The organism is Rhodococcus sp. H29-C3 (genome assembly GCF_030063405.1).
GTDB lineage: Bacteria > Actinomycetota > Actinomycetes > Mycobacteriales > Mycobacteriaceae > Rhodococcoides.
The window spans coordinates 183,749-204,048 of record NZ_JASITC010000002.1; the positions used below are offsets into that span (position 1 = coordinate 183,749).

At 62.5% G+C, this 20,300-nt stretch carries 20 protein-coding genes; 5 read left to right on the forward strand and 15 right to left on the reverse strand.

All coding sequences use genetic code 11. From position 1 onward, the window contains the following. The first annotated feature begins 3 nt into the window (after window positions 1–3). A complete protein-coding gene (locus QMK32_RS04910) occupies window positions 4–1,458 on the forward strand; it encodes a protein adenylyltransferase SelO (RefSeq protein WP_283473378.1) in 1,455 nt (484 codons plus the stop codon). 14 nt (window positions 1,459–1,472) lie between these two features. On the opposite strand, the gene QMK32_RS04915 is transcribed toward QMK32_RS04910, so the two are convergent. Continuing rightward, entirely contained in the window at window positions 1,473–1,928 is a 456-nt protein-coding gene (locus tag QMK32_RS04915; RefSeq protein WP_283473379.1) for a carboxymuconolactone decarboxylase family protein, read from the reverse strand. 47 nt (window positions 1,929–1,975) lie between these two features. On the opposite strand from QMK32_RS04915, the gene pdxR reads away from it, so the two are divergent. Next, entirely contained in the window at window positions 1,976–3,388 is a 1,413-nt protein-coding gene (gene pdxR / locus QMK32_RS04920) for a MocR-like pyridoxine biosynthesis transcription factor PdxR (protein WP_283473380.1), read from the forward strand. 124 nt (window positions 3,389–3,512) lie between these two features. Here the strand turns inward: pdxR and QMK32_RS04925 are convergent, their stop codons facing one another. The 6 genes from QMK32_RS04925 to QMK32_RS04950 all read right to left on the reverse strand — a co-directional run bounded on the left by QMK32_RS04925 (window position 3,513) and on the right by QMK32_RS04950 (window position 8,683). Further along, the gene (locus QMK32_RS04925) at window positions 3,513–4,250 is read right to left on the reverse strand and encodes an SDR family NAD(P)-dependent oxidoreductase (RefSeq protein ID WP_283473381.1); all 738 of its coding nucleotides are present in this window, start codon (window positions 4,248–4,250) and stop codon (window positions 3,513–3,515) included. Further along, window positions 4,250–5,272, reverse strand: coding sequence for a phosphotransferase family protein (locus QMK32_RS04930; protein ID WP_283473382.1), 1,023 nt, complete (start codon window positions 5,270–5,272; stop codon window positions 4,250–4,252). Before QMK32_RS04930 ends, QMK32_RS04925 begins: the two co-directional genes overlap by 1 nt. Further along, a complete protein-coding gene (locus QMK32_RS04935) occupies window positions 5,269–6,480 on the reverse strand; it encodes an acyl-CoA dehydrogenase family protein (protein WP_283473383.1) in 1,212 nt (403 codons plus the stop codon). Before QMK32_RS04935 ends, QMK32_RS04930 begins: the two co-directional genes overlap by 4 nt. A 234-nt stretch (window positions 6,481–6,714) precedes the next feature. Beyond that, window positions 6,715–7,059: a glutaredoxin domain-containing protein gene (locus QMK32_RS04940; protein ID WP_283473384.1), complete on the reverse strand. Its 345-nt coding sequence runs from the start codon at window positions 7,057–7,059 to the stop codon at window positions 6,715–6,717. A gap of 72 nt (window positions 7,060–7,131) precedes the next feature. Then, a complete protein-coding gene (locus tag QMK32_RS04945) occupies window positions 7,132–8,112 on the reverse strand; it encodes a hypothetical protein (protein WP_283473385.1) in 981 nt (326 codons plus the stop codon). 109 nt (window positions 8,113–8,221) lie between these two features. Further along, window positions 8,222–8,683, reverse strand: a complete 462-nt coding sequence (locus tag QMK32_RS04950; protein ID WP_283473386.1) for an NUDIX hydrolase — start codon at window positions 8,681–8,683, stop codon at window positions 8,222–8,224. Window positions 8,684–8,800: 117 nt separating this feature from the next. Between QMK32_RS04950 and QMK32_RS25325 the strand changes: the two genes are divergently transcribed. The 3 genes from QMK32_RS25325 (at window position 8,801) to QMK32_RS04960 (ending at window position 10,046) form a co-directional block, all read left to right on the forward strand. Beyond that, a complete protein-coding gene (locus QMK32_RS25325) occupies window positions 8,801–8,971 on the forward strand; it encodes a DUF8730 family Cys-rich protein (protein WP_502943544.1) in 171 nt (56 codons plus the stop codon). Between the two features lie 117 nt (window positions 8,972–9,088). Next, window positions 9,089–9,862, forward strand: a complete 774-nt coding sequence (locus QMK32_RS04955) for a sulfite exporter TauE/SafE family protein (RefSeq protein ID WP_283473387.1) — start codon at window positions 9,089–9,091, stop codon at window positions 9,860–9,862. Between the two features lie 61 nt (window positions 9,863–9,923). After that, entirely contained in the window at window positions 9,924–10,046 is a 123-nt protein-coding gene (locus QMK32_RS04960) for a hypothetical protein (RefSeq protein WP_283473389.1), read from the forward strand. A gap of 36 nt (window positions 10,047–10,082) precedes the next feature. Here QMK32_RS04960 and QMK32_RS04965 read toward each other — a convergent pair whose 3' ends face one another. From QMK32_RS04965 to cynS, 8 genes are all read right to left on the reverse strand, one after another. Further along, complete coding sequence (locus QMK32_RS04965; RefSeq protein WP_283473390.1) at window positions 10,083–11,384, reverse strand: lipase family protein; 1,302 nt, start codon at window positions 11,382–11,384, stop codon at window positions 10,083–10,085. A gap of 79 nt (window positions 11,385–11,463) precedes the next feature. Next, entirely contained in the window at window positions 11,464–12,174 is a 711-nt protein-coding gene (locus QMK32_RS04970) for a response regulator (RefSeq protein ID WP_283473392.1), read from the reverse strand. Next, window positions 12,155–14,716: a DUF4118 domain-containing protein gene (locus QMK32_RS04975; protein WP_283473394.1), complete on the reverse strand. Its 2,562-nt coding sequence runs from the start codon at window positions 14,714–14,716 to the stop codon at window positions 12,155–12,157. Before QMK32_RS04975 ends, QMK32_RS04970 begins: the two co-directional genes overlap by 20 nt. A 34-nt stretch (window positions 14,717–14,750) precedes the next feature. Continuing rightward, on the reverse strand, window positions 14,751–15,389 hold the full coding sequence (locus tag QMK32_RS04980; RefSeq protein WP_283473396.1) for a potassium-transporting ATPase subunit C: 639 nt from the start codon (window positions 15,387–15,389) through the stop codon (window positions 14,751–14,753). Between the two features lies 1 nt (window position 15,390). After that, complete coding sequence (gene kdpB / locus QMK32_RS04985; RefSeq protein WP_283473397.1) at window positions 15,391–17,487, reverse strand: potassium-transporting ATPase subunit KdpB; 2,097 nt, start codon at window positions 17,485–17,487, stop codon at window positions 15,391–15,393. Next, window positions 17,484–19,265 carry a potassium-transporting ATPase subunit KdpA gene (gene kdpA / locus QMK32_RS04990; RefSeq protein WP_283473399.1) on the reverse strand — a complete coding sequence of 594 codons (1,782 nt, stop codon included), beginning with the start codon at window positions 19,263–19,265 and terminating at the stop codon, window positions 17,484–17,486. The genes kdpB and kdpA overlap by 4 nt, the downstream gene beginning before the upstream one ends. Window positions 19,266–19,269: 4 nt before the next feature. Continuing rightward, window positions 19,270–19,368 (reverse strand): K(+)-transporting ATPase subunit F, encoded by a 99-nt coding sequence (gene kdpF, locus QMK32_RS04995; RefSeq protein ID WP_269301698.1) that lies wholly within the window; start codon window positions 19,366–19,368, stop codon window positions 19,270–19,272. A gap of 461 nt (window positions 19,369–19,829) precedes the next feature. Further along, complete coding sequence (gene cynS, locus QMK32_RS05000; RefSeq protein ID WP_283473976.1) at window positions 19,830–20,300, reverse strand: cyanase; 471 nt, start codon at window positions 20,298–20,300, stop codon at window positions 19,830–19,832.

A 20,300-nucleotide genomic window follows, 5' to 3' on the forward strand; every position in this document is an offset into this window, starting at 1 on the left:
GTTATGGCCGTACATCCGAAGCTCCGCGCAATTCCAGGCCTCACCAGCACCTTTGCCGATCAGTTGGAGGGCCTTGCGGTCTCCTGGGAAGGCGCATCCGCGCCCGAGCCGAGACTGCTCGTCCTCAACGAGGAGTTGGCGACGTCGTTGACGCTCGACGTCGATGCGCTGCGCAGTGAGGACGGTGTAGCAATCCTGTCCGGATCGGCAGCTCCCGAGGGTTCGACCCCGGTGGCGATGGCCTACGCCGGGCATCAATTCGGTGGATACGTTCCCATGCTCGGAGACGGGCGCGCACTGCTGCTCGGTGAATTGAACACCGACCAGGGCCAGGTCGATCTGCACCTCAAAGGATCTGGCCGTACGCCATTCTCACGCGGCGGCGACGGCTTGGCCGCAACGGGACCGATGCTGCGCGAATACTTGATCAGCGAGGCGATGCATTCCCTCGGCGTCCCCACCACACGAGCACTGTCGGTCACTGCCACCGGCCGCGAGGTGATGCGCGAGGCCCCCGAGCCCGGCGCGGTACTCGCCCGAGTCGCCGCCAGTCACATTCGCGTCGGAACGTTCGAGTTCGCGGTTCGACAGGAAGGCCAGGTGCAACTACTCGCCGACTACACCATTGCCCGTCACTATCCGGATCTGACCGGGGACTACTCGGCATTCTTCGAGGCCGTCGTCGAAGCACAAGCGTCGCTGGTCGCGCGATGGATGCTCACCGGATTCGTACACGGCGTGATGAACACCGACAACACCACGATCTCCGGCCAGACCATCGACTACGGCCCCTGCGCATTCCTCGATGCCTACGATCGGTCTGCGGTATTCAGTTCGATCGACCACGGTGGTCGCTATGCCTTCGGAAACCAACCCACCGTGCTGCAGTGGAACTTGGCGAGATTCGGCGAAACGCTACTCGCACTCATCGGACCTACTCCCGAAGAAGCGATCCCGGTTGTGACGGACATTCTCGATACCTTCTTCGATCGGTACGAACGCCACTTCGCGACGGGCATGGCGGCCAAGCTCGGCCTGACCGAGGAGCAACTCGACGGAGTATCGGTCGACGACCTGCTCCAACTCATGGAAACCCACGGCGCCGACTGGACCGGCACCTTCCGCGCTCTCGCGGGCGAACTGCGCGGCAACCCCGAGCCCCTCGACGCTCTGATCCCGCGCGAACACAGCCGGCCGTGGCTCGACCGTTGGCGGTCCGTCCTGACCGACCATCACCACTCAGCCGAGGCGATGGACCGCATCAATCCGCTGTACATCCCACGCAACCATCTCGTCGACGCTGCTCTGCGCGCCGCAACGGGCGGCGACCTCGAGCCGTTCGAGAAGCTACTCGACGTCGTGACCCATCCGTTCGGCCTCCGCGAGGGCTTCTCGGACTATGCGCAACCTGCACCGCAACTGTTCGCGGAGAGCTTCCGGACGTTCTGCGGGACCTGATCTGTGCTCGAAGACTAGGCAGTTCTGTTGTCGACGCCTGGGACAAGGTGCGTTGAGATGCCGATGCGATTCCACGCGTTGATGGTGAAGATCTGCGCGATCAACTGGGCAATGCCGTGGTCGTCGAAATACTCGGCGACGCGGTCGTACACGTCGTCGGGGACACCACCTTGCGAGATCAAGGTGACCGATTCAGTGAGCGCCAAGACGGCCTGCTCCTTCTCGTCGAAGAAGTTTCTCGCATCCCGCCACACCGCAACCAATGCCAGCTTCTCTTCGCTTTCCCCAGCTTTGCGTGCGTCAGATGTGTGCATGTGCAGGCAGTACGCGCACCCGTTCAGCTGCGATGCTCGGATCCTGATCAGCTCGGCTAGGGACGGATCGATTCCCGCTCTGGTGGCGGCATCGAGTGCGACCAGTGCCTTGCGGACTGCAGGATCGGAAGATGCGAAGTCGATTCGTGTTGTCATACGAGGAACACTACGAGGCCTGGTGACCGCGGGTATGGTTCAGTTCCGTGGTCGAAAATCTGGTCAATCGACATCCATCTGCCGTCGACCTGCATCTGGATCTCGCTCCGGACGGCTCTCGTAAAGCAGCGCTGTCCGAAGCGCTGCGCGAGGCGGTCACTTCGGGTCGTCTCGAATCCGGATTCAAACTTCCGTCCTACCGGGCACTGGCCGAGGACCTCGCAATTGCGCGAAACACGGTGGCCGACACCTATGCCGAGCTCGTCTCCGAGGGGTGGCTGGAGGCACGCCAAGGCTCCGGCACCCGCGTCGCACATCGCCCTGGATTGCCGCACGAAGAAGTTAGAGCTGTCGTCCGAGCCGAGATTCGTCCGCAGTTCGAATTTCGTTCCGGCAGGCCTGATCCCACAACCTTCCCGAGGTCGCGATGGCTTGCCTCTGCTCGACGCGCCGTAACTGCTGCACCGACGCACGCATTCGGTCCGGGTGATCCGCACGGCCGGATCGAGTTGCGTCGAGCACTGGCCGACTATTTGTCGCGCACGCGCGGGTTGGTCACCGATCCACGCAAGATTGTGGTGTGTGCCGGCTTTTCTCACGCCGCAGAGATAATTGCCGACGTGGTCGCGGCTCCACCGTTCGCAGTCGAATCGTACGGACTCCCGTTTCACCGAGCCATTTACGCGAAGCACGGCCCGACGATCGCACTTCCGGTCGACCGAAACGGCTGCGTCACCGATGAACTCACGACCACGGATGCGCAGGTGGCGGTATTGACTTCTAGTCACCAGTTCCCCACTGGGTCATCACTACTTCCACGACGGCGCACTGCCGCCATCGACTGGGCACGCACGACCGACGGACTTGTGGTGGAGGACGACTACGACGGCGAGTTCCGGTTCGACCGAACTCCGGTCGGTGCAATGCAAAGCCTGGACCCGGACCGAGTGATGTACGTGGGCTCGGTGTCGAAAAGTCTTTCTCCCGCACTTCGGTTGGGCTGGATGGTCGTTCCGGAGCGACTATTGGATCCGGTCCTCGAGGCCAAGGGTGTTCGCGAATCGACCGTGGGCGTAATCGACCAACTCACTCTCGCTGATCTGATCACAACCGGCGGTTACGACCGCCATGTACGCGCGATGCGAACGCGCTATCGGCGCCGCCGCGCTCACCTGATTCATGCTCTCGGAGAACGCGTTCCACACGCTGCAACGATGGGAATCGCCGCCGGTTTGCAGGTAGTGGTGACACTCCCACCGGGCACGGAATCGGCGGTGCTCCGCGCGGCCGGCGATGTCGGAGTCGCCGTCGACGGACTCTCACGGTTCCGGCACCCCGAGGCAACCGGCAAGAAAGTGGACGGCATTCTCGTCGGCTACTCCGCTCCGGCGGAGCACACGTTCCCTGCTGCAGTAGACGCGTTGCTGAATGTCTTGGTCAGTGTTGGTCGAGCCCGATGAGTGGGTTCGGGAAGGATTCCGCGCCCCTGATCGCTTCAATGGCCCTTTCATACGATTGTTTCGTACGAAAGGGCCATTGAATCAAAGGAATTGGGCGTAAGCGGAAGTGGGTATGCCTGATGCCTCAGGCGCCGAGGCCCGCTCCGGCTCGCGTGACGACGATGCGGGGAACCACAGCGCGGGAGGAGAGGTTCAGAATGCTCGTGGCAAGTTCGACGATGTCGGCGACCTGGATCATCTTGTCGGCCGGAATCTTGTCCTTGGTCCAGTCGCTCATGTCCGTGTTCACGTATCCGGGTGCGATCGAGGTACCGGTGATGCCGTTACCGCTTTCCTCCGAGTTGAGTGTGTCGATCAGGGAGAGCATCGCGGCCTTGGTGGCACCGTAGATGCCCAGTCCGGCTTCGGAGTAGACGCCGGCCAGCGACGCGAGTGCGATCACTTTTGCGCCTTTGTCCGGGCTCTTCCCGGCCGCGGCACGCAGCAACGACATCGAACTCTGCAGCAGTGCGAACGGGGCACGCAGATTGACGTCGAGCGTCTTGTCGAATCGACGCATCGGGTAGTCGGCAATCGAACCAGCTGTTCCCACACCGGCATTGAGGATCAGGGCATCCATGGACTCGAAGTGCTCACGGTGTACAGCGACGATCTTGTCTGCGGACTCCCGATCGGCAAGATCGGCGGAGACTGTCACGACGTGTGGTGCACCTGCCGCGCGCAACGCCGGTTCGACGGTGTCGAGAGCCTCCTGGGTTCGTGCAGTGATGGTGAGCGAGTATCCCAATTCGGCTAAGTGGGTAGCTATTCCGAGACCGATCCCCCTCGATCCGCCTGTGACGAGAGCAGATTTTCCGGCCATCAGTTCTTCCCTTCGATCGCTCGTAAGCCTGCTGCCATGAACTCGTGTGTCGCTTCCGCTGCGGCCGCCGCTCCCGAGCCGGTATCGGAGCCCGCCAGCGCGCGATGGGTGATGCCCTCGCCGATGACACCGAGCTTGAAGTTCGCCAGCGCGACATAGAAGTTCCAGTCGGTCAGCTCGACTCCGCTCGCTTGCGAATACAGTTGTGCCAGTTCATCCGCAGACGGGTAGCGGTCACTGGTCCATGCCGCGTTGACGCCGAGCACGTCGTCGAAAATCGGCTGACGATAAACGCACATCAAAGCGACGTCGGTGAGCGGATCTCCCAGCGTGGACATTTCCCAGTCGACCACGGCAGCAATGGCACTGGTGTCGCCTTCGGTGAGAATGACGTTGTCGACCCGGTAGTCGCCGTGCACGATGCTCGACGCAGACCTGGATGGAATCGCGGCCTGCAGCTTGTCTCGCAACCGATCGACGTCAGCGAGATCGCGCGTCTTGACCGACTCCCACTGCCGTGCCCACGTCCTGACCTGCCTGCCGACGAAACCGTCCGGTTTTCCGAACGACCCGAGCCCCACGGCCTCGAAGTCCACCGAATGAAGCAGTGCGAGCACCCGGATCAATTCCGCTGTGTTGGCGGCAATGTCGGCGTCGGACAGATCGTCGAGATCGGTGCGCGTCCGAATGACCCGGCCTGGATCGAAGTCGACGATGGTCATGGGCGCGCCGAGAACCACCCCTTCGGCGTCGAAGGCAACGGTCCTCGCCACTGGAACCTCGGTGCTCTGCAGCGCATTCGTGACAGCCCACTCGCGGGCCATATCGTGCGCCGACGGCGTCAACCCGCTGGTGGGTGGGCGTCGAACCACCCACGACGAGGTGTCGTCGTAGGCTTTGAAGGTCAGGTTGGAGCGGCCGCCGCTGATCAACTCGACACGGAGTTCACCAGATAGTTCGACGCCACTGTCGGACAGGAACTTTTTCAGCGCGGGGGTGTCCATGCCTGGCAGTTCGCTCATGCGTTCGCCTCTCGTGCTGCTCTTTTCGCTGCGCCGACAACCCGCTTCGCGATGGCCCAGCGATGGACCTCGGACGGGCCGTCGTACACCCGAAACGGACGGATTTCACGCGAGAGCCGCGCGAGGGGAAGGTCGTCGGAAACTCCGAGGCCGCCGCACATCTGGATACTGCGGTCCACGATCCGGAAGACGGCTTCGGCGGCGAATGTCTTCGCGATCGATGTCTCGTTGCTGGCAGTCGAGCCCTGATCGAGCGCAAAGCAGGCCTGGACCAGCAGGGCTCGCGTCGCGGCAATGTCGATTTCGTTGTCGGCGACCATCTTCTGGATCATGCCGAGATCGCCGAGGACCGAGCCGAACCCTTCACGCTGCGCGACCTGTGCGACAGCGATCTCGTGTCCTCGTCTGGCTGCACCGAGCCAGCGCATGACGTGTGTCATGCGGGCGGGTCCGAGACGCACCTGCGCGTAATTGAATCCTTCGTCGACAGCACCGAGCACGTTCTCGTCGGGGACGAAGACATTGTCGAAGAAGACCTCGCAGTGGCCTCCGATAGTCGCTTGGTCGAGCGTGCCGATGTGGCGGCCGACCTTGATGCCTTCGGTGTCGGCGGGCGCGAGGAACATCGTCGCTCCTGCTCGGTCACCGGGCTTGCCTGCGGTGCGGGCCATGATGATGAAAAATCCTGCGCCGTCGGCGCCGGTGATGAACCATTTGTGCCCGTCGACGCGCCAACCGCCGTCGACCTTGATTCCGGTGGACCTCAACGCCGAGGGATCCGAGCCTGCACCCGGTGCCGGTTCGGTCATCGCGAATGCCGATCGGACATCGCCTGCTGCCAGCGGTGCCAGGAACCGTTCTTTCTGTGGGCCGGAGGCAATGTGCGCCAGCATGTGCACGTTTCCCTCGTCGGGCGCACCGATGTTGAGCGCAGCAGGTCCGAAGAGCGAGTATCCGCCCTCTTCGAACACGGGTGCGCGGTCGCTCATGTTCAGGCCTGCGCCGCCGTACTCGACGGGTGCGTGGGGCGCGAACACGCCCGCTTTCTTCGCCGCCTGTTGCAACGAAATCCGCAGCTCATCGCCACCTGCGTCGGTGAAGTTTCCGAGGAATTCGTCTTCGATCGGGAGGACTTCTTCCCGTATGAAGGTCCGCGTTGTGCCGATCAGGGCCTGGACGTGGGGTGAGTAGGTCAGATCGATAGCCACAGATATGCTCCTCGAAAACTCCGACCGAGCGATCGCTCGGTAAGGAGCACGCTCCCATGATTCGGCCGGGTCCGTCAAGATGCGACGTCTCTTCCACAATGCTGGGCCAGCCGCACGAGTGAAGTCACTTCCAGATCCGGGGCGTGAAAGTAGTCGGGATACGCACCACCCGCGGGCGACGAGGGCCGGGACCGGGTACCTGGTCGATGGGCCCGTGACCAGACGGGACTGTATTCACGACTGACCACGCTTCCACAGTGAAGAAATTTTGTTCCACATTCCCGTGGTCGACTGAGGTATCAGTTCCCCCGACCGATCGGGAAGCTCGCTCTCGACTGCCGAGACGATCTGTCCGACAGTGGGATTGACAAGAGCACGATTTCCGACGAATACCGTCGGCACAGTTTCGTCGCCGCCTGTCGCCGCACGCACCCGGGCGGCACTACCTGGCACCGACCAGATATCGATGTCCGTGGTGGCGATACCGCGCCTGCGCAACGAGCTGCGGAGTCTCGTGCAGAACGGGCACCCGGGTCTCCACATGACCTCGATTCCGTCGACGAACGTCGATGAACTCATACAGACTCCTGTCGTTGGTGTATGCCCACAGGAACCCGTTGTCAGGGCATATCCATTCCAGTCTCTACTTCATCACTGGTACGAGACCATCAGTGGTTGCGGCTGTCGCAGCATCGTTTCGGCGGGCGTGAACATCGGCGTGTCCTCGTCGTAGAAATTTTTCCAGCCCAATGGTGTTCCCAGGGGCAGCGCGTCTCGGACGGCAGCCCAGGTTTCCTCTTTCGCCGCCGGGCCACCCTGCCCGTCCATATGCACCAGAACCTGAACTCCAGGTTGGGAGAGGTCGACACGCTCGAGGCCCCGCACCATCTGAAGTTGAAATTGGTGCAGTAGCAACAGCTTCTGCGGTAGGTCACCTGCAGTCACGATACTGTCGAGCAGGGCTTTCACCTCTTCGACTTCGACTGCATCGACGCTACCCACCCGCTGCAGTGGGTACTGGCCGGGCTCGAGTTTCCATTCCGGGTCGAGTGCGACTCCCACATTGGGAAACTCGAGCAACTCTGCATAAATTTTTGCCTGATCGACGAAGCGGGCCCGACCGGGCTGCAGATCCAACAGCACATAGACGCCCGCCTGCTGCGCTTTCTCGACCCATGGCCTCAACATCTCCACACTGGACTCACCGGAGTAGTCCCCATCCGGTCCAGGCTCTTGGTGAGCGACGGTGGCGATGAGCTCGAATGTCGGCACGACCGGTACATCACTGAATTCTTGGTATTGGGCTGCCAAGTGCCGAACCCGGTCGATCGCTGCATCCGGCCCCTGCTCACCGAGGGCACCGAGCCCGGGGGAACCAGGATGACCGTAGAGCGCAACCAGACGACGACCCGGAAACAGCTGCCTTCCACCACCAGGTAGTTCCGCTGGTTCAGGCACCGCTGCTGGTTCAGGCACCGCGGCCGCGGGTGTATCGGGACTGTCAGCGGAGGCGTCCGACGTCCTCGGAGCCGGTTCGGTGGCCCCGGCAGTACAGCCGGCAGTCAGCAACAGTGCCATCACTGCGGCAGCGGCGGCGTATCGAGAACATGTGGGTGAACCAGGATTGTGCATCGTCGCTCCCCCTTTTTCACAGAGCACCTCTTGGTGCGTGCGCAGCGTAGACACAAACGATGTTCGTGACCAACTTGCCCGACGCCATTGCCTGGCGGGGGCGCAAGTGTCAATCGACCACGTTTTCCTGGAGATGGTCGAGTAAGACCACTTGTGCCGCGTTGAGCTTCGAACGGGCCTCGGCGACCGAAAACCACTCGACCCGATCGATCTCTGGAAAGGAAGTCATCGTGCCGGACTTGGGCGGCCACTCCATCTCGAAGGTGTTGCTGACGGCGCCGGCCGGGTCGAAGTCTGCTTCGACGGCGAAGACAGTCACGATCTTGCCGCCGCGCTGAGTGATGACGGGTAACTCGATCGACAGCTCTACCGGTGGCTCGTAGCCGGTCTCTTCGGTGAACTCGCGTCGCGCGGCGTCGCGGGGATCCTCGTCGGTGTACTCACCCTTGACGACCGACCATGCGCCGAGGTCCTTTCGGCTCCAGAACGGTCCCCCGGGATGCGCGATCAACACCTCGAGGACATCGCCCCGTCGTCGAAACGGCAGTAGACCTGCACTCTTCTTGGGCACCTGAGCAGCATGGCAGATACAACCGCTTCATGAATCCGCCCGTATACCCCAGGGGGTACTTGCATGCCCCCCTTGGTATGTGGCAGCCTCGAGGAAACCCGACAGACAGGACTGGACATGTGTCACCCCGTCAAATGCCCGAAGTGTGGCAAGACCACCTGGGCCGGCTGCGGTCGCCACGTCGACGACGTCATGAGAGACGTTCCAGCATCTCGCCAGTGCACGTGTGCACCCGAACCGGCGGTGCCGATGGGGAACAAAATCTTCCGCTCACTGTTTCGCCGTTAGCTCTACCAGCGCCGGACTTCATTGCCGCAGTTCGACGGCCGGAAGGATTCCCACCATGAGCATCACTCTCCACGCAACCATCGACACACTCGGCGACCAGGCAGCAATGCAGCGCTGATGACACTGGTCCTGGCTCTGATTCTCGGCGTCGCAGTCGGCATCCTGCTCGGTCTCCTCGGAGGCGGTGGGTCGATCCTGGCTGTTCCGGTACTCGTCTACGCCCTCGGACTACCGCTGTCGGAGGCGATACCGACCTCGCTGTTGGTGATCGGCGTCGCCTCCGCAACCGGCGCCATCCCCAAGGTGCGGGCACGGCTCATCGAATGGCGACTGGCTGCAATCTTTGCGGCCACCGGCATGATCGGCACCCTGGTAGGTACGGCCGTAGGCAGGCATCTGCCCGATACCGCCGTGATGATCGGTTTCGCAATCGTCATGATCGTCGCGGGGACACGCATGCTGCGCACCAACGACGACCTCGGAACTGCCTGCAGGACCGACAATTCCGGGATCGATTGGAGGCGATGCGCACCGCGGTCCATACCGACAGGATTCGGTGTCGGTGTTCTCACCGGACTGTTCGGCGTCGGCGGAGGATTCCTCATCATTCCGGCCTTGGTGCTGCTGTTGGGAATCGAGATGAGTGTTGCCGTCGGGACCTCACTGGTGGTCATCGTGGCCAACTCCGCCGTGGGTCTTCTCGCCCAAGCCGGAGGCCTCGGTGGGAACTGGACCCTTACCGTCATATTCGCCGCCGCCGCGATTGTCGGCTCCCTTGTAGCCGGACGCTTCAGCAACCGTGTCGATGCCGACAAGCTCCGGCAATGGTTCGCCTACCTGGTGTTCGCCGTCGCAGGCTACGTGCTCGTCGACACCCTCTTCCTCTCATGACGGTCGGTGGCATCGAGGCCCTCTCCGCACTCCGAAAACGACCCCGAAGGAGCACTCACACATGAACGTGACCGAACCGGACATCGCCATCATCGAAACCACGAGCCTCGGCGACCGCAGTTACTTCATCAGTTACGACGACTACGACAGCGCAGTAGAGCTCGGCCTGCAAAAATCTGACTGAACCGGAAGACCTCGGCTCGGCACCCGGGCTTCTGGCTCACAGTCGGCGACCGAACAGAACCAACACCGCCGACCACGCCAGCGCGAGGAGACCGAACGCTGCGCGAAGCGAGAACGCCGTCGACCAAACGGTGGTGACTCCAGACGGCGGCACCGGCCGTCCGGCGAATCGATCTTCCAACCAGTCGAGCGTCAGCGGAGCCGAGAGCGGATGCAACGACAAGTGCTCGCTGAGCCGGTCTCGAAGGTAGGTCACGTGCGCTCCGTGGTCGAGGTAACGATCGACTTGGCCGTCGACGTCGTCGACCGCGATGATCTGATCGTGCACCGCCTGGACGACGAGCATCGGAACGGTCGGTGCTGTTTGCCCAGGTTGGATAGCTTGAAAGATGTCGAGCAGTTCGGGGCTGGCAAGTAGGTCGGCAAGGGGCATGTCGATGTGCTCGTCCAAGTCGTGCCGCGCAAGTCTCCTCACGGCTGAGACGGTGGTGAGCTCGTTCACCGAGTCGAGCAGCTCGAGACCGGCCGAACTGACATGTCGCCTTATGAAGCGGTCGAGGTCCGGGTAGGTACGGCGCAGGCCCGCGACCACCAGCGTGGGTAGGCCGGCGTGCACTGTCGCATTGAGCCGGATGAAGGCGGAGGCTGGGTCGCCGACCGGTGATCCGAGGGCTGCTCCAACCAGATTGATCTCCGGCGCATAGTCGGGCGCCATCTCCGCCGCCCACGACGACGCCAGGCCGCCACCGGAGTAACCCCACAACCCGACCGGACTGTTGCTTGTCAGTGCAAGTGGAGAGAAGCTCAGTGCCGCACGCACCGCATCGAGCGTACAGAACCCCGGCTCGCGAGGTGATCCCCAATGTCCATGCGGCCCTTCATGATCCGGAATCGAGACGACCCACCCTCGACGAAGCGCATGCAGGATGAGTACGAACTCGAACTGCGGCACCGCGCCCCACGCTTTCGCACCCTTCTGCAGCGCGTACGACGGAAAACACGAATCCGACACCGCGTCGATCGCGCACTGATAGGACAGCAACGGCGAATCGCCGACGCTCCTTCCACGCGGCAGCAATACCGTGGTCACGCTCGCTTGCGCTCTACCGTCGAGGTCGTTGGTGCGATAGAGCAATTGCCAGGCGTCGACCTGCTGGGTAATGCGGCCGAAGAGGGCCAAGTCCACTTCACGTGTCCGAAGGATCGTCCCCGGTTCCGTCACCTCGAAACCCACTCGCGGGATGTAGAACGCGTCTTCAGCGGGCCGAAGTGCCCGTCGAGGCCGTGGCGATTCTTCTGCCGAGAACGGCGTTTCGCCGCTGTCCCTGTCGACGCTCATCGCCCACCCCTTGTTATCCGAGTCTTTCAGTAACAGTAAACGGGGGAAGGATAGCCGGTGTCGGCTGCCGGCATGGAATTCATTCGACGAGCCGATACCCCATCCCCGTTTCGGTGATCAGATGGCGCGGCCGCGCGGGATCGACCTCCAGCTTGCGCCGCAGTTGAGACATGTAGATCCGAAGATAGTTGGATCCGTGATCGTGACCAGGGCCCCATACCGTTCTGAGTAGCTCTTTTTGCCCGACGAGCTTTCCGTTGTTGCGGGCGAGCATTTCGAGTACACCCCACTCGGTCCGGGTGAGGTGTACTCGCAGCCCTTCCCGGATGACGGTTTTCGACGCCAGGTTTACAGTGAACGTCGAGGTCGTGACGATCGGATCCACTCGTCCACCGGCGGCAACCCTCCTACGCACCGCAACCCGTAACCGGGCCAGGAACTCGTCCATCCCGAACGGTTTGGTGACGTAGTCGTCCGCCCCTGCGTCGAGCGCCTCGATCTTGTCGCTGCTGTCGGTCCGTGCGGACAACACGATCACCGGGACATCACTCCACCCTCTCAACCCGGCGAGGACTTCGAGTCCGCCGAGTCCCGGTAGCCCGAGGTCGAGCACCACCACATCCGGGCGCTCGGAGGCAATCGCGCGCAAAGCTCCCGTTCCGGTGTCAGCGGTCACGACGTCGTACCCCCGCGCCGAGAGATTGATACGCAGCGCCCGCACGATCTGCGGTTCGTCGTCGACGACGAGAACCCTTGTCCTACCGACAACCTCATCCACGGGACGCTGCATCGGTAACATCATGGGCCACAGCTTTATTGGTCAGCGATGCCGCTGACGCCAACTCTACGGTCATCGTTACTCCCCCACCGGCGGTCTCGGAGATGGTGACCGCGCCTTTCATTGCCTCGACGAATCCACGTACAACCGACAGGCCCAGCCCTACGCCTGTGGTGTTGTCACTGTCCCCCAGCCGCTGAAACGCTTCGAAGACTGCCTCTTCGGTACCTCTCGCAATTCCAGGTCCACTGTCGGACAAAGTGATCAGAACTCGACCCCCCGCATAGGTTGCGCCGACCCGCACCGGCGTTCCGGGGGCGTGACGCAATGCATTGTCGATCAGATTGGCCAATACCCGCTCGAGCAACCCCGCATCTGCAGCAACCGCCACGTCACCGACGTCCACGATCACCCGCTCGCGGCTACCGGCGGCGGCGGACGAACTGGCGAGGGCAGCGGACACCGAGTCCTCGACATAGACCACCGTCGAGCTCGGTGTGATCACCCCGGCAGCCAGTCTCGACGAATCGAGTAGGTTCCCGACCAGTCCGGTCAGCTGGTCGGTCGATTCTTCGATGGTAGTGAGCAGTTCGGCGGTGTCTTCCGGTGAGAATTCGACGTCGGTACTGCGCAGGCTGGACACCGATGCCTTGACTGCGGCAAGGGGCGTGCGAAGGTCATGACTGACGGCCGAAAGCAGGGCGCGCCGAAGGCGATCCGCTTCGGCGAGACCGGCGGATTTGCTCGCTTCGAGTGCCAGTTCGGATTGCCTGATCAACCCCATCGCTTGATTGGCGACGGCGCTGAGGACACGGCGGTCATGTGCGCCGGTCTTCGATCCGGACAGAAGAAGAGTGAAGGTACCGTCTGCGGTCTCGATTGCCGTGTCGGCGTCGTCGGGCTCGGCCGGCGGGTCCTCTCCGACGGATTCCACGACGCTGCCCTCTGCTCTGATGATCGAAACCGCTCGTTGTGAGTACGTTTCACGGACCCGCTCGAGCAGCGTCCTGATGTCGCCGCCGCGCAGAACGGTTCCGGCGAACAGGGTCAGCAGCTCTGCCTCCTGAGATGCTCTGCGCGCCTGGACTGTTCGACGGGCTGCGGAGTCGACGAGAAATGCCACGGCGACTGCCATGATGAGCAGCACTATCGTGGTGACGAAGTTGTCGGGTTCGGCGATGGTGAAGCTGTGTCGCGGGTCCGCGAAGAAGTAATTGAGCAGCAAGCCGGCAATCAGTGCCGACAATGCTGCGGGCGCAACACCACCGAGGAGCGCCACTCCGAGTACGACCATGAAGAACAGAGCGCTCTCGCCGCCGAGGTCGAGGTACGGATCCACGAGCAGCATCGCCAGCGCGGAGAGGAAGGGGACGATGACCGCAGCAGCCCAGGACAGGATGCGACGCTGCGTCGGTACCAGTCGCTTGATTCGCCAACCACGGCTGATTTCGGCGTGCGTGACCATGTGCACGTCGATCTTTCCCGAGTGCTGAATTACTGTCGCGCCGATGCCCGCATCCATGATGCGGGCCCAGCGGGACCGCCTCGAAGTTCCGATGACCAACTGGGTGGCGTTCGCGCCGCGCGCGAACTCGAGCAGCGTGGAGGGCACATCGTCGCCGACGACGCTGTGCATGCTGGCGCCGAGGCTGGCCGCGAGCTTGCGCACCTTACCCATCTGTGGCGCGGAAACACCTGCCATACCGTCACCACGGATGACGTGCAGGACCATCAGTTCCGCGCTCGACTTCGAGGCGATACGGCTGGCCCTACGGAGCAGGGTTTCCGATTCCGGCCCGCCGGTGACCGAGACGACGACACGTTCCCGCGTCTCCCATGTGTCGGTTATATCGTGTGAACTTCGGTATTTCGCCAACGCCGCATCGACCTGATCGGCTATCCACAACAGGGACAGCTCACGCAGCGCGGTCAAATTCCCTTGACGGAAGTAATTGCTCAACGCTGCATCGACTTTCTCTGCAGCATAGATATTTCCGTGAGACAGTCGACGCCGCAACGCCTCCGGTGCGACGTCGACCAGTTCTATCTGCTCCGCACCGCGGACCACCGAGTCCGGGACGGTTTCGCGCTGCGGTACCCCGGTGATCTGCTCGACCACATCGTTGAGGCTTTCCAGGTGCTGCACGTTCAGCGTCGACACGACGTCGATGCCGGCGTCGAGGAGCTCTTCGACGTCCTGCCAACGCTTCTCGTGCGTGCTCCCCGGCGTGTTCGTGTGGGCGAGCTCGTCGACGAGTACCAGGCTCGGGTTTCGTTCTATGATCGCGGCCACGTCGAGTTCGTGGGCCGTCGATCCCCGATACTGGATCGAACGGAGAGGGATCTGCTCGATCCCCTCGAGCAACCCGGCAGTGCGGGCGCGGCCGTGGGTTTCCACCACGCCCGCGACCACATCGCAGCCGCGTTCCTTCCTGCGGTGCGCTTCACCGAGCATCGCGAAGGTCTTCCCGACGCCCGGTGCCGCACCGAGGTAGATCCGCAGATCACCGCGGTCGGGTCCAACAGAACCGCGCCTGCCTGCCGTGTTGCTCATACTCCTCGTCCTACCGCATTTGTCCGCTCGGTGCTTAGCGTGTGCCGCAGCCCGGCGCGGTCAAACCGAGCGCAAGGTTGAGCTCGGCTACGTTCACTGTCTCACTGCCGAGGAACCCGAACTGACGTCCGTCGGTGTGTTCGGCTACCAACGAGACGACAGTGTCCTTACTCATTCCGTTGACCGTCGCGACTCGTTCGATCTGAATCTGCGCGTACGCCGGACTGATGTCGGGGTCGATGCCCGATCCCGAGCCTGTCAACGCGTCGACCGGTACAGCAGCGGGGTCGACGTTCTCGCGCTCGGCGATCACCTCGCGACGCTCTTCCACAAATGCCGCCAGAGCCTCACTGCTGGGTCCCTGGTTGGTCGGCAATCCCGCTGCCGGATCACCCGTTGCGAAAGCATCCTTCTCGGATACCGACCCGGTGACTCGAGCATGGAAGAAGGGATCCGGTTGCCCGGGGTCGACCTGTGAGTCGACACCGACGAGGCTGCTACCTACGACGCAACCGTTGGCGTCGGTCAGCGGCGAACCCTCGGCAGAGTTCGAGCCGATACGGCTCACTGCCCAGACTGCCGCCGGGTAACCGATACCCAAGATGGCCGTCAATACCAACAGAACCGACAATCCTGCCGCGATCTGACCGAAAAACCTTTGTACGAACCGCATGTCAGCCTATCCCTGGGATGAATCGAACAACGAGGTCGATGAGCCAAATACCGACGAACGGCGTAATGACACCACCCACTCCGTAGAGCAGGAGGTTGCGCCTGAGCAACGTCGAAGCACTCGACGGAACATAGCGAACACCCTTGAGTGCCAGAGGTATCAGCCCGATGATCACCAGTGCATTGAAGATGACCGCCGACAGGATCGCGGACTCCGGAGTCGCAAGACCCATGATGTTGAGTGCACCCAGTTGCGGATACACGACACTGAACATGGCCGGCAGAATGGCGAAGTACTTCGCCAGATCATTGGCCAGGGAGAACGTGGTCAAGGCACCGCGGGTGATCAGCAACTGCTTGCCGATCTCGACGACCTCGATCAACTTGGTCGGGTCGGAATCGAGATCGACCATGTTGCCGGCCTCTTTGGCCGCCGACGTGCCGGTGTTCATCGCTACGCCGACATCTGCCTGGGCAAGTGCGGGTGCGTCATTGGTGCCGTCACCCGTCATGGCGACGAGCCGTCCGCCTTCTTGCTCCTTGCGGATGAGGGCGAGTTTGTCCTCGGGTGTCGCTTCGGCGAGGAAGTCGTCCACACCTGCTTCGTCGGCAATTGCTTTGGCTGTCAACGGATTGTCACCGGTGACCATGACCGTCCTGATGCCCATCGCACGCAGCTGTGCAAACCGTTCGGCGATATGCGGCTTCACGACGTCGGAGAGTTCGATGACGCCCAGAGCACGTACCGGCCCGCCGATCGGGCCGGATGCGACGACGAGCGGAGTTGCACCCATCTGGGCGATGGTGTGTGTGGTCTCATCGACCTCCGGGTTGATCAGCGGTCCGCCGTTGGCGCGAACCCACTCGAGTACCGAGTCGGTTGCGCCTTTCCGGACCTGGACGCCGTCGAGATCGATACCGCTCATCCGCGTCTGTGCAGTGAACGCCACGAACTCGCCGGTCTTCTCGCTGTCGGTGGCCTGCGCAGGCAACGAGTAGTCGCGGGTGCAGAGATCGACGATGCTGCGTCCTTCCGGTGTGCCGTCGGCCAGTGACGACAGCCGAGCAGCGGCTGCGAGTTCTCCGGCTGTGACGCCGGGAGCTGGGTGCAACCCGGTGGCGCGACGATTGCCGTAGGTGATCGTCCCGGTCTTGTCCATCAGCAGTGTGTCGATATCGCCTGCGGCTTCGACAGCGCGCCCGGACATCGCCAGCACGTTGCGCTGCACGAGGCGGTCCATACCGGCGATGCCGATAGCGGACAGCAATGCGCCGATGGTCGTGGGGATGAGGCACACCAGCAGGGCGATCAACTTGATCGGATCCTGTGCTTCGCCGCCGTAGGCGCCCATCGGACCGATTGCGACTACCGCAAGAAGAAAGATGATCGTGAGCGAGGCGAGCAGGATGTTGAGCGCAATCTCGTTCGGCGTCTTCTGGCGCGATGCGCCCTCGACGAGTGCGATCATGCGGTCGACGAACGACTCACCTTGAGCAGAGGTGATTTTTACGACGACCTCGTCGGACAGCACACCGGTTCCGCCGGTCACTGCGCAGCGGTCGCCGCCCGATTCGCGCACAACCGGCGCGGATTCGCCGGTGATCGCCGATTCGTCTACGGTGGCAATGCCTTCGATGACGTCACCGTCGCCGGGGATTATCTCGCCGGCGGAGACGACTACCTCGTCGCCGATCCGCAATTCGGTGCCCGGTACTTCTTCGATAGCTCCCGAGGATGTCCGTCGGCGCGCGATGGTGTCGCGTTTGACGGCACGCAGGCTCGCGGCCTGCGCCTTACCTCTACCCTCCGCAACGGATTCGGCCAGGTTCGCGAACAGCAGCGTGAACCAGAGCCAGGCTGTGACCAGCCAGGAGAACACCGACGGGTTGCTCACTGCGAGAACGGTAGTGATGACCGACCCGATGAGTACCACGAACATGACCGGGTTGCGGGCAAGGTGTCGTGGGTCGAGCTTGCCGAAGGCTGCGGGGAGCGAGGTCCACATCTGCCGTGGGCTGAAGTAACCGGCCTTCACCGGTGTCGACGAGTCGACGACGTCGGTTTCGTTGTCTATCAATCGAGATGATGTGACGGTCATTGCAATGCCTCTGCGATCGGGCCCAGAGCGAGGGCCGGGAAGAAGGTAAGTGCCGCAACGAGTACGGCAGTTCCGAGCAACAGTCCACCGAAGAGCGGGCCGTTGGTCGGCAGCGTGCCGGTATTGGGTGCGGTTCGCTTCGATGTAGCCAGTGATCCGGCGAGCGCCAGAACGAAGATGATCGGCAGGAATCGCCCGAGCAACATGGCAAGGCCGAGTGAGGTCTGGAACCAGTCACTGGTCACCGTCAGGCCACCGAATGCGCTGCCGTTGTTGTTGGAGGCAGAGGTGTAGGCGTAGAGCACCTCACTGAACCCGTGGATCGAACTCGGGGTTCCTGGGTCGCCCGAATTGCCTTGGTAGCCAGTGGTGGACGAGAGAATCACCGAGATGGAGGTTCCCACCAACACCAGGGCCGGCATGACCAGAACGGACAAGGCAGCGAGTGTGATCTGACGCTGACCGATCTTCTTGCCGAGGAACTCGGGAGTGCGGCCGACGAGAAGTCCACCGACGAACACTGCGATGATCGCCAACACGAGCAGTCCGTACAGGCCGGTGCCCACGCCACCGGGCGCGATCTCGCCGAACAACATGTTCAGGATGGCGGCGCCACCACCGAGCGGAGACATACTGTCGTGCGCGGAGTTGACTGCACCCGTGGATGTTCCGGTAGTCGCTACCGCGAACAGGGTCGATCCGGGAATTCCGAAGCGAACTTCCTTACCCTCCATCATCGAACCCGCGGCCTGAGCGGCAACGCCGCGAGCACCGGATTCAGCGAGCGCAATGACGGTGAGTATTGTTGCGAACAGTGCAGCCATGACTGCGAGCAGCGTCAGACCCTGCTTGCGATCGCCGACCATCGTTCCGAAGGTGCGCGTCAAAGCGACCGGGATGAGAAGGATCGCAATGATTTCGACGACGTTGGAGAAGGGGGACGGGTTCTCGAACGGGTGCGCGGCGTTGGCCGCCATGATTCCGCCACCGTTGGTTCCGAGTTCCTTGATCGCTTCCTGAGAAGCAACCGGTGCCAACGCATTGCTCACTGTCACACCGTCGAGACCGGTCGAGGCGAATCCCGAGCTGAAGGACTGAATAGCGCCTTGCGTCAACAGGATCAGAGCAATGATGAACGACAGCGGAAGCAGGATACGAAGCGAAGCGCGAACGAGATCGACCCAGAAGTTGCCGATCTCCCCACCGGTGCGGACTCGTACGAATCCGCGAATGACGGCAATGGCGACGGAAATGCCGACCGCGGCAGAAACGAAGTTCTGTACAGCCAAGCCCATCGGCTGGGTCAGGTTCGACAGCGTCGTTTCGGGGGTATACGACTGCCAGTTGGTGTTCGTGGTGAACGAGACAGCGGTGTTGAAGGCGACCGACGGGCTCACTCCCGACAAACCGCCGTTCAGCGGCAGCACTCCCTGAATACGTTGCAGCGTATAGAGAAAGACGACGCTCGCAGCAGAGAAGCCGAGCAGCGACAGCGAGTAACCCACCCAGGTCTGCTGTGAGCGGGGATCGATTCGGCAGATCCGGTAGATCCACGATTCGACCCGCAGGTCGGCCCAGGCCGTGGTCGTGCCGCCGCGGGTCCGCTGGAGTGTCGCAGTGCGACCTCCTGCGGCGTGGCCGGAGCCGGCACCTTCCTCGTCGGTATCGTGTTCGGTGGCGAAAACCTTCGCCATGTAGTCGCCGAGTGGAACATAGGCAATAGCCAGAACAGCCACGACGAAGGCAATCTGAAGTCCGGCAGCCAGAGCGGCATTCATCTGATCAGAACCTCTCTGGATCGAGCAGTGCGACGAATAGGTAGATCGCCGTCAAAGCAGCGATGACCACCAGGACGACGCTGATGATTCCGTCGGTGGTCACTTCGACTTCCCCTTCGAGGTTGCAGTGTTCGCCAACAACCGCAGGATCAGTGCACATACACCGAATCCCACGGCGGTGACGGCGAGATAGCCCAGATCAGCCATGGATGTTCATGCCTCTTCGACATAGTGGGGTCAACGCTTATACGCGCTGGTCGACGGGCACATCGCCCGACGTTCATGGATATGTCTACGCCGACAAAACCACCCCGCCGAAGATCCTTACGGTTCCTTTATGCCTCCACCGACAGTCATGACGCGAAAGTGACGAGCTCGCGCGGTTCGGTGTCATCGGCCTCATACGCCCGCGCCGGCCCAGTAGCATTGCCGTGGCCGACTCGTTCAACGCGGCACTCGAACGGGAGACGCTGCACAGCGCAGACCACCCCGAATACCCCGAGCGGCAAGGCTCGCGGTATTCGGGGTGGGAGTGTTCCGGCGCGCCTCCGCTGCCCGGTGGAATCAGAAAGGCTTGGTGGGCAGGTACTTTCCGTCGAGGGTGATAACTGCCCGTTCGCCGCCGTCGGGGTCGGCGACCTTCTTGACGTCCAGCTTGAAGTTGATTGCGCTGATGATGCCGTCGCCGAACTGCTCGTGAATCAAGGCCTTGAGGGTAGTGCCGTAGACCTGGAGCATCTCGTAGAAGCGATAGATGGTGGGATCGGTGGGGATGCCGCCAGGAATGGACCCTCGCGACGGGATGGCCTGCAGTGCCATCGCGTCGTCGGCGCCGAGGCCGAGGAGTTCGGCGACGGCATCCGCGGCATCGGCGGGCAGCGGGTGCTGGCCGAGCACGGCGGCGGTCACGAAGGCGACCGAGAGTCCGGTGACATCAGCGATCTGCCGCCAGCTCAGGTCCTTGCGGATCTTTGCGTCGACGGCGGCGACTGCCAGGTTCTGGCGGACGGTCGGATCGAAATGTGCGTGAATCAT

Excerpts from the sequence above, each read along its gene's own strand:
- QMK32_RS04910 (WP_283473378.1), top strand. The coding sequence starts at position 4 with ATGGCCGTACATCCGAAGCTCCGCGCAATTCCAGGCCTCACCAGCACC.
- QMK32_RS04915 (WP_283473379.1), bottom strand. The coding sequence starts at position 1,928 with ATGACAACACGAATCGACTTCGCATCTTCCGATCCTGCAGTCCGCAAG.
- QMK32_RS04925 (WP_283473381.1), bottom strand. The coding sequence starts at position 4,250 with ATGGCCGGAAAATCTGCTCTCGTCACAGGCGGATCGAGGGGGATCGGT.
- QMK32_RS04930 (WP_283473382.1), bottom strand. The coding sequence starts at position 5,272 with ATGAGCGAACTGCCAGGCATGGACACCCCCGCGCTGAAAAAGTTCCTG.
- QMK32_RS04940 (WP_283473384.1), bottom strand. The coding sequence starts at position 7,059 with ATGAGTTCATCGACGTTCGTCGACGGAATCGAGGTCATGTGGAGACCC.
- QMK32_RS04945 (WP_283473385.1), bottom strand. The coding sequence starts at position 8,112 with ATGCACAATCCTGGTTCACCCACATGTTCTCGATACGCCGCCGCTGCC.
- QMK32_RS25325 (WP_502943544.1), top strand. The coding sequence starts at position 8,801 with ATGTGTCACCCCGTCAAATGCCCGAAGTGTGGCAAGACCACCTGGGCC.
- QMK32_RS04955 (WP_283473387.1), top strand. The coding sequence starts at position 9,089 with ATGACACTGGTCCTGGCTCTGATTCTCGGCGTCGCAGTCGGCATCCTG.
- QMK32_RS04960 (WP_283473389.1), top strand. The coding sequence starts at position 9,924 with ATGAACGTGACCGAACCGGACATCGCCATCATCGAAACCACGAGCCTC.
- QMK32_RS04965 (WP_283473390.1), bottom strand. The coding sequence starts at position 11,384 with ATGAGCGTCGACAGGGACAGCGGCGAAACGCCGTTCTCGGCAGAAGAA.
- QMK32_RS04970 (WP_283473392.1), bottom strand. The coding sequence starts at position 12,174 with ATGCAGCGTCCCGTGGATGAGGTTGTCGGTAGGACAAGGGTTCTCGTC.
- QMK32_RS04975 (WP_283473394.1), bottom strand. The coding sequence starts at position 14,716 with ATGAGCAACACGGCAGGCAGGCGCGGTTCTGTTGGACCCGACCGCGGT.
- QMK32_RS04980 (WP_283473396.1), bottom strand. The coding sequence starts at position 15,389 with ATGCGGTTCGTACAAAGGTTTTTCGGTCAGATCGCGGCAGGATTGTCG.
- kdpB (WP_283473397.1), bottom strand. The coding sequence starts at position 17,487 with ATGACCGTCACATCATCTCGATTGATAGACAACGAAACCGACGTCGTC.
- kdpA (WP_283473399.1), bottom strand. The coding sequence starts at position 19,265 with ATGAATGCCGCTCTGGCTGCCGGACTTCAGATTGCCTTCGTCGTGGCT.
- cynS (WP_283473976.1), bottom strand. The coding sequence starts at position 20,300 with ATGATTCACGCACATTTCGATCCGACCGTCCGCCAGAACCTGGCAGTC.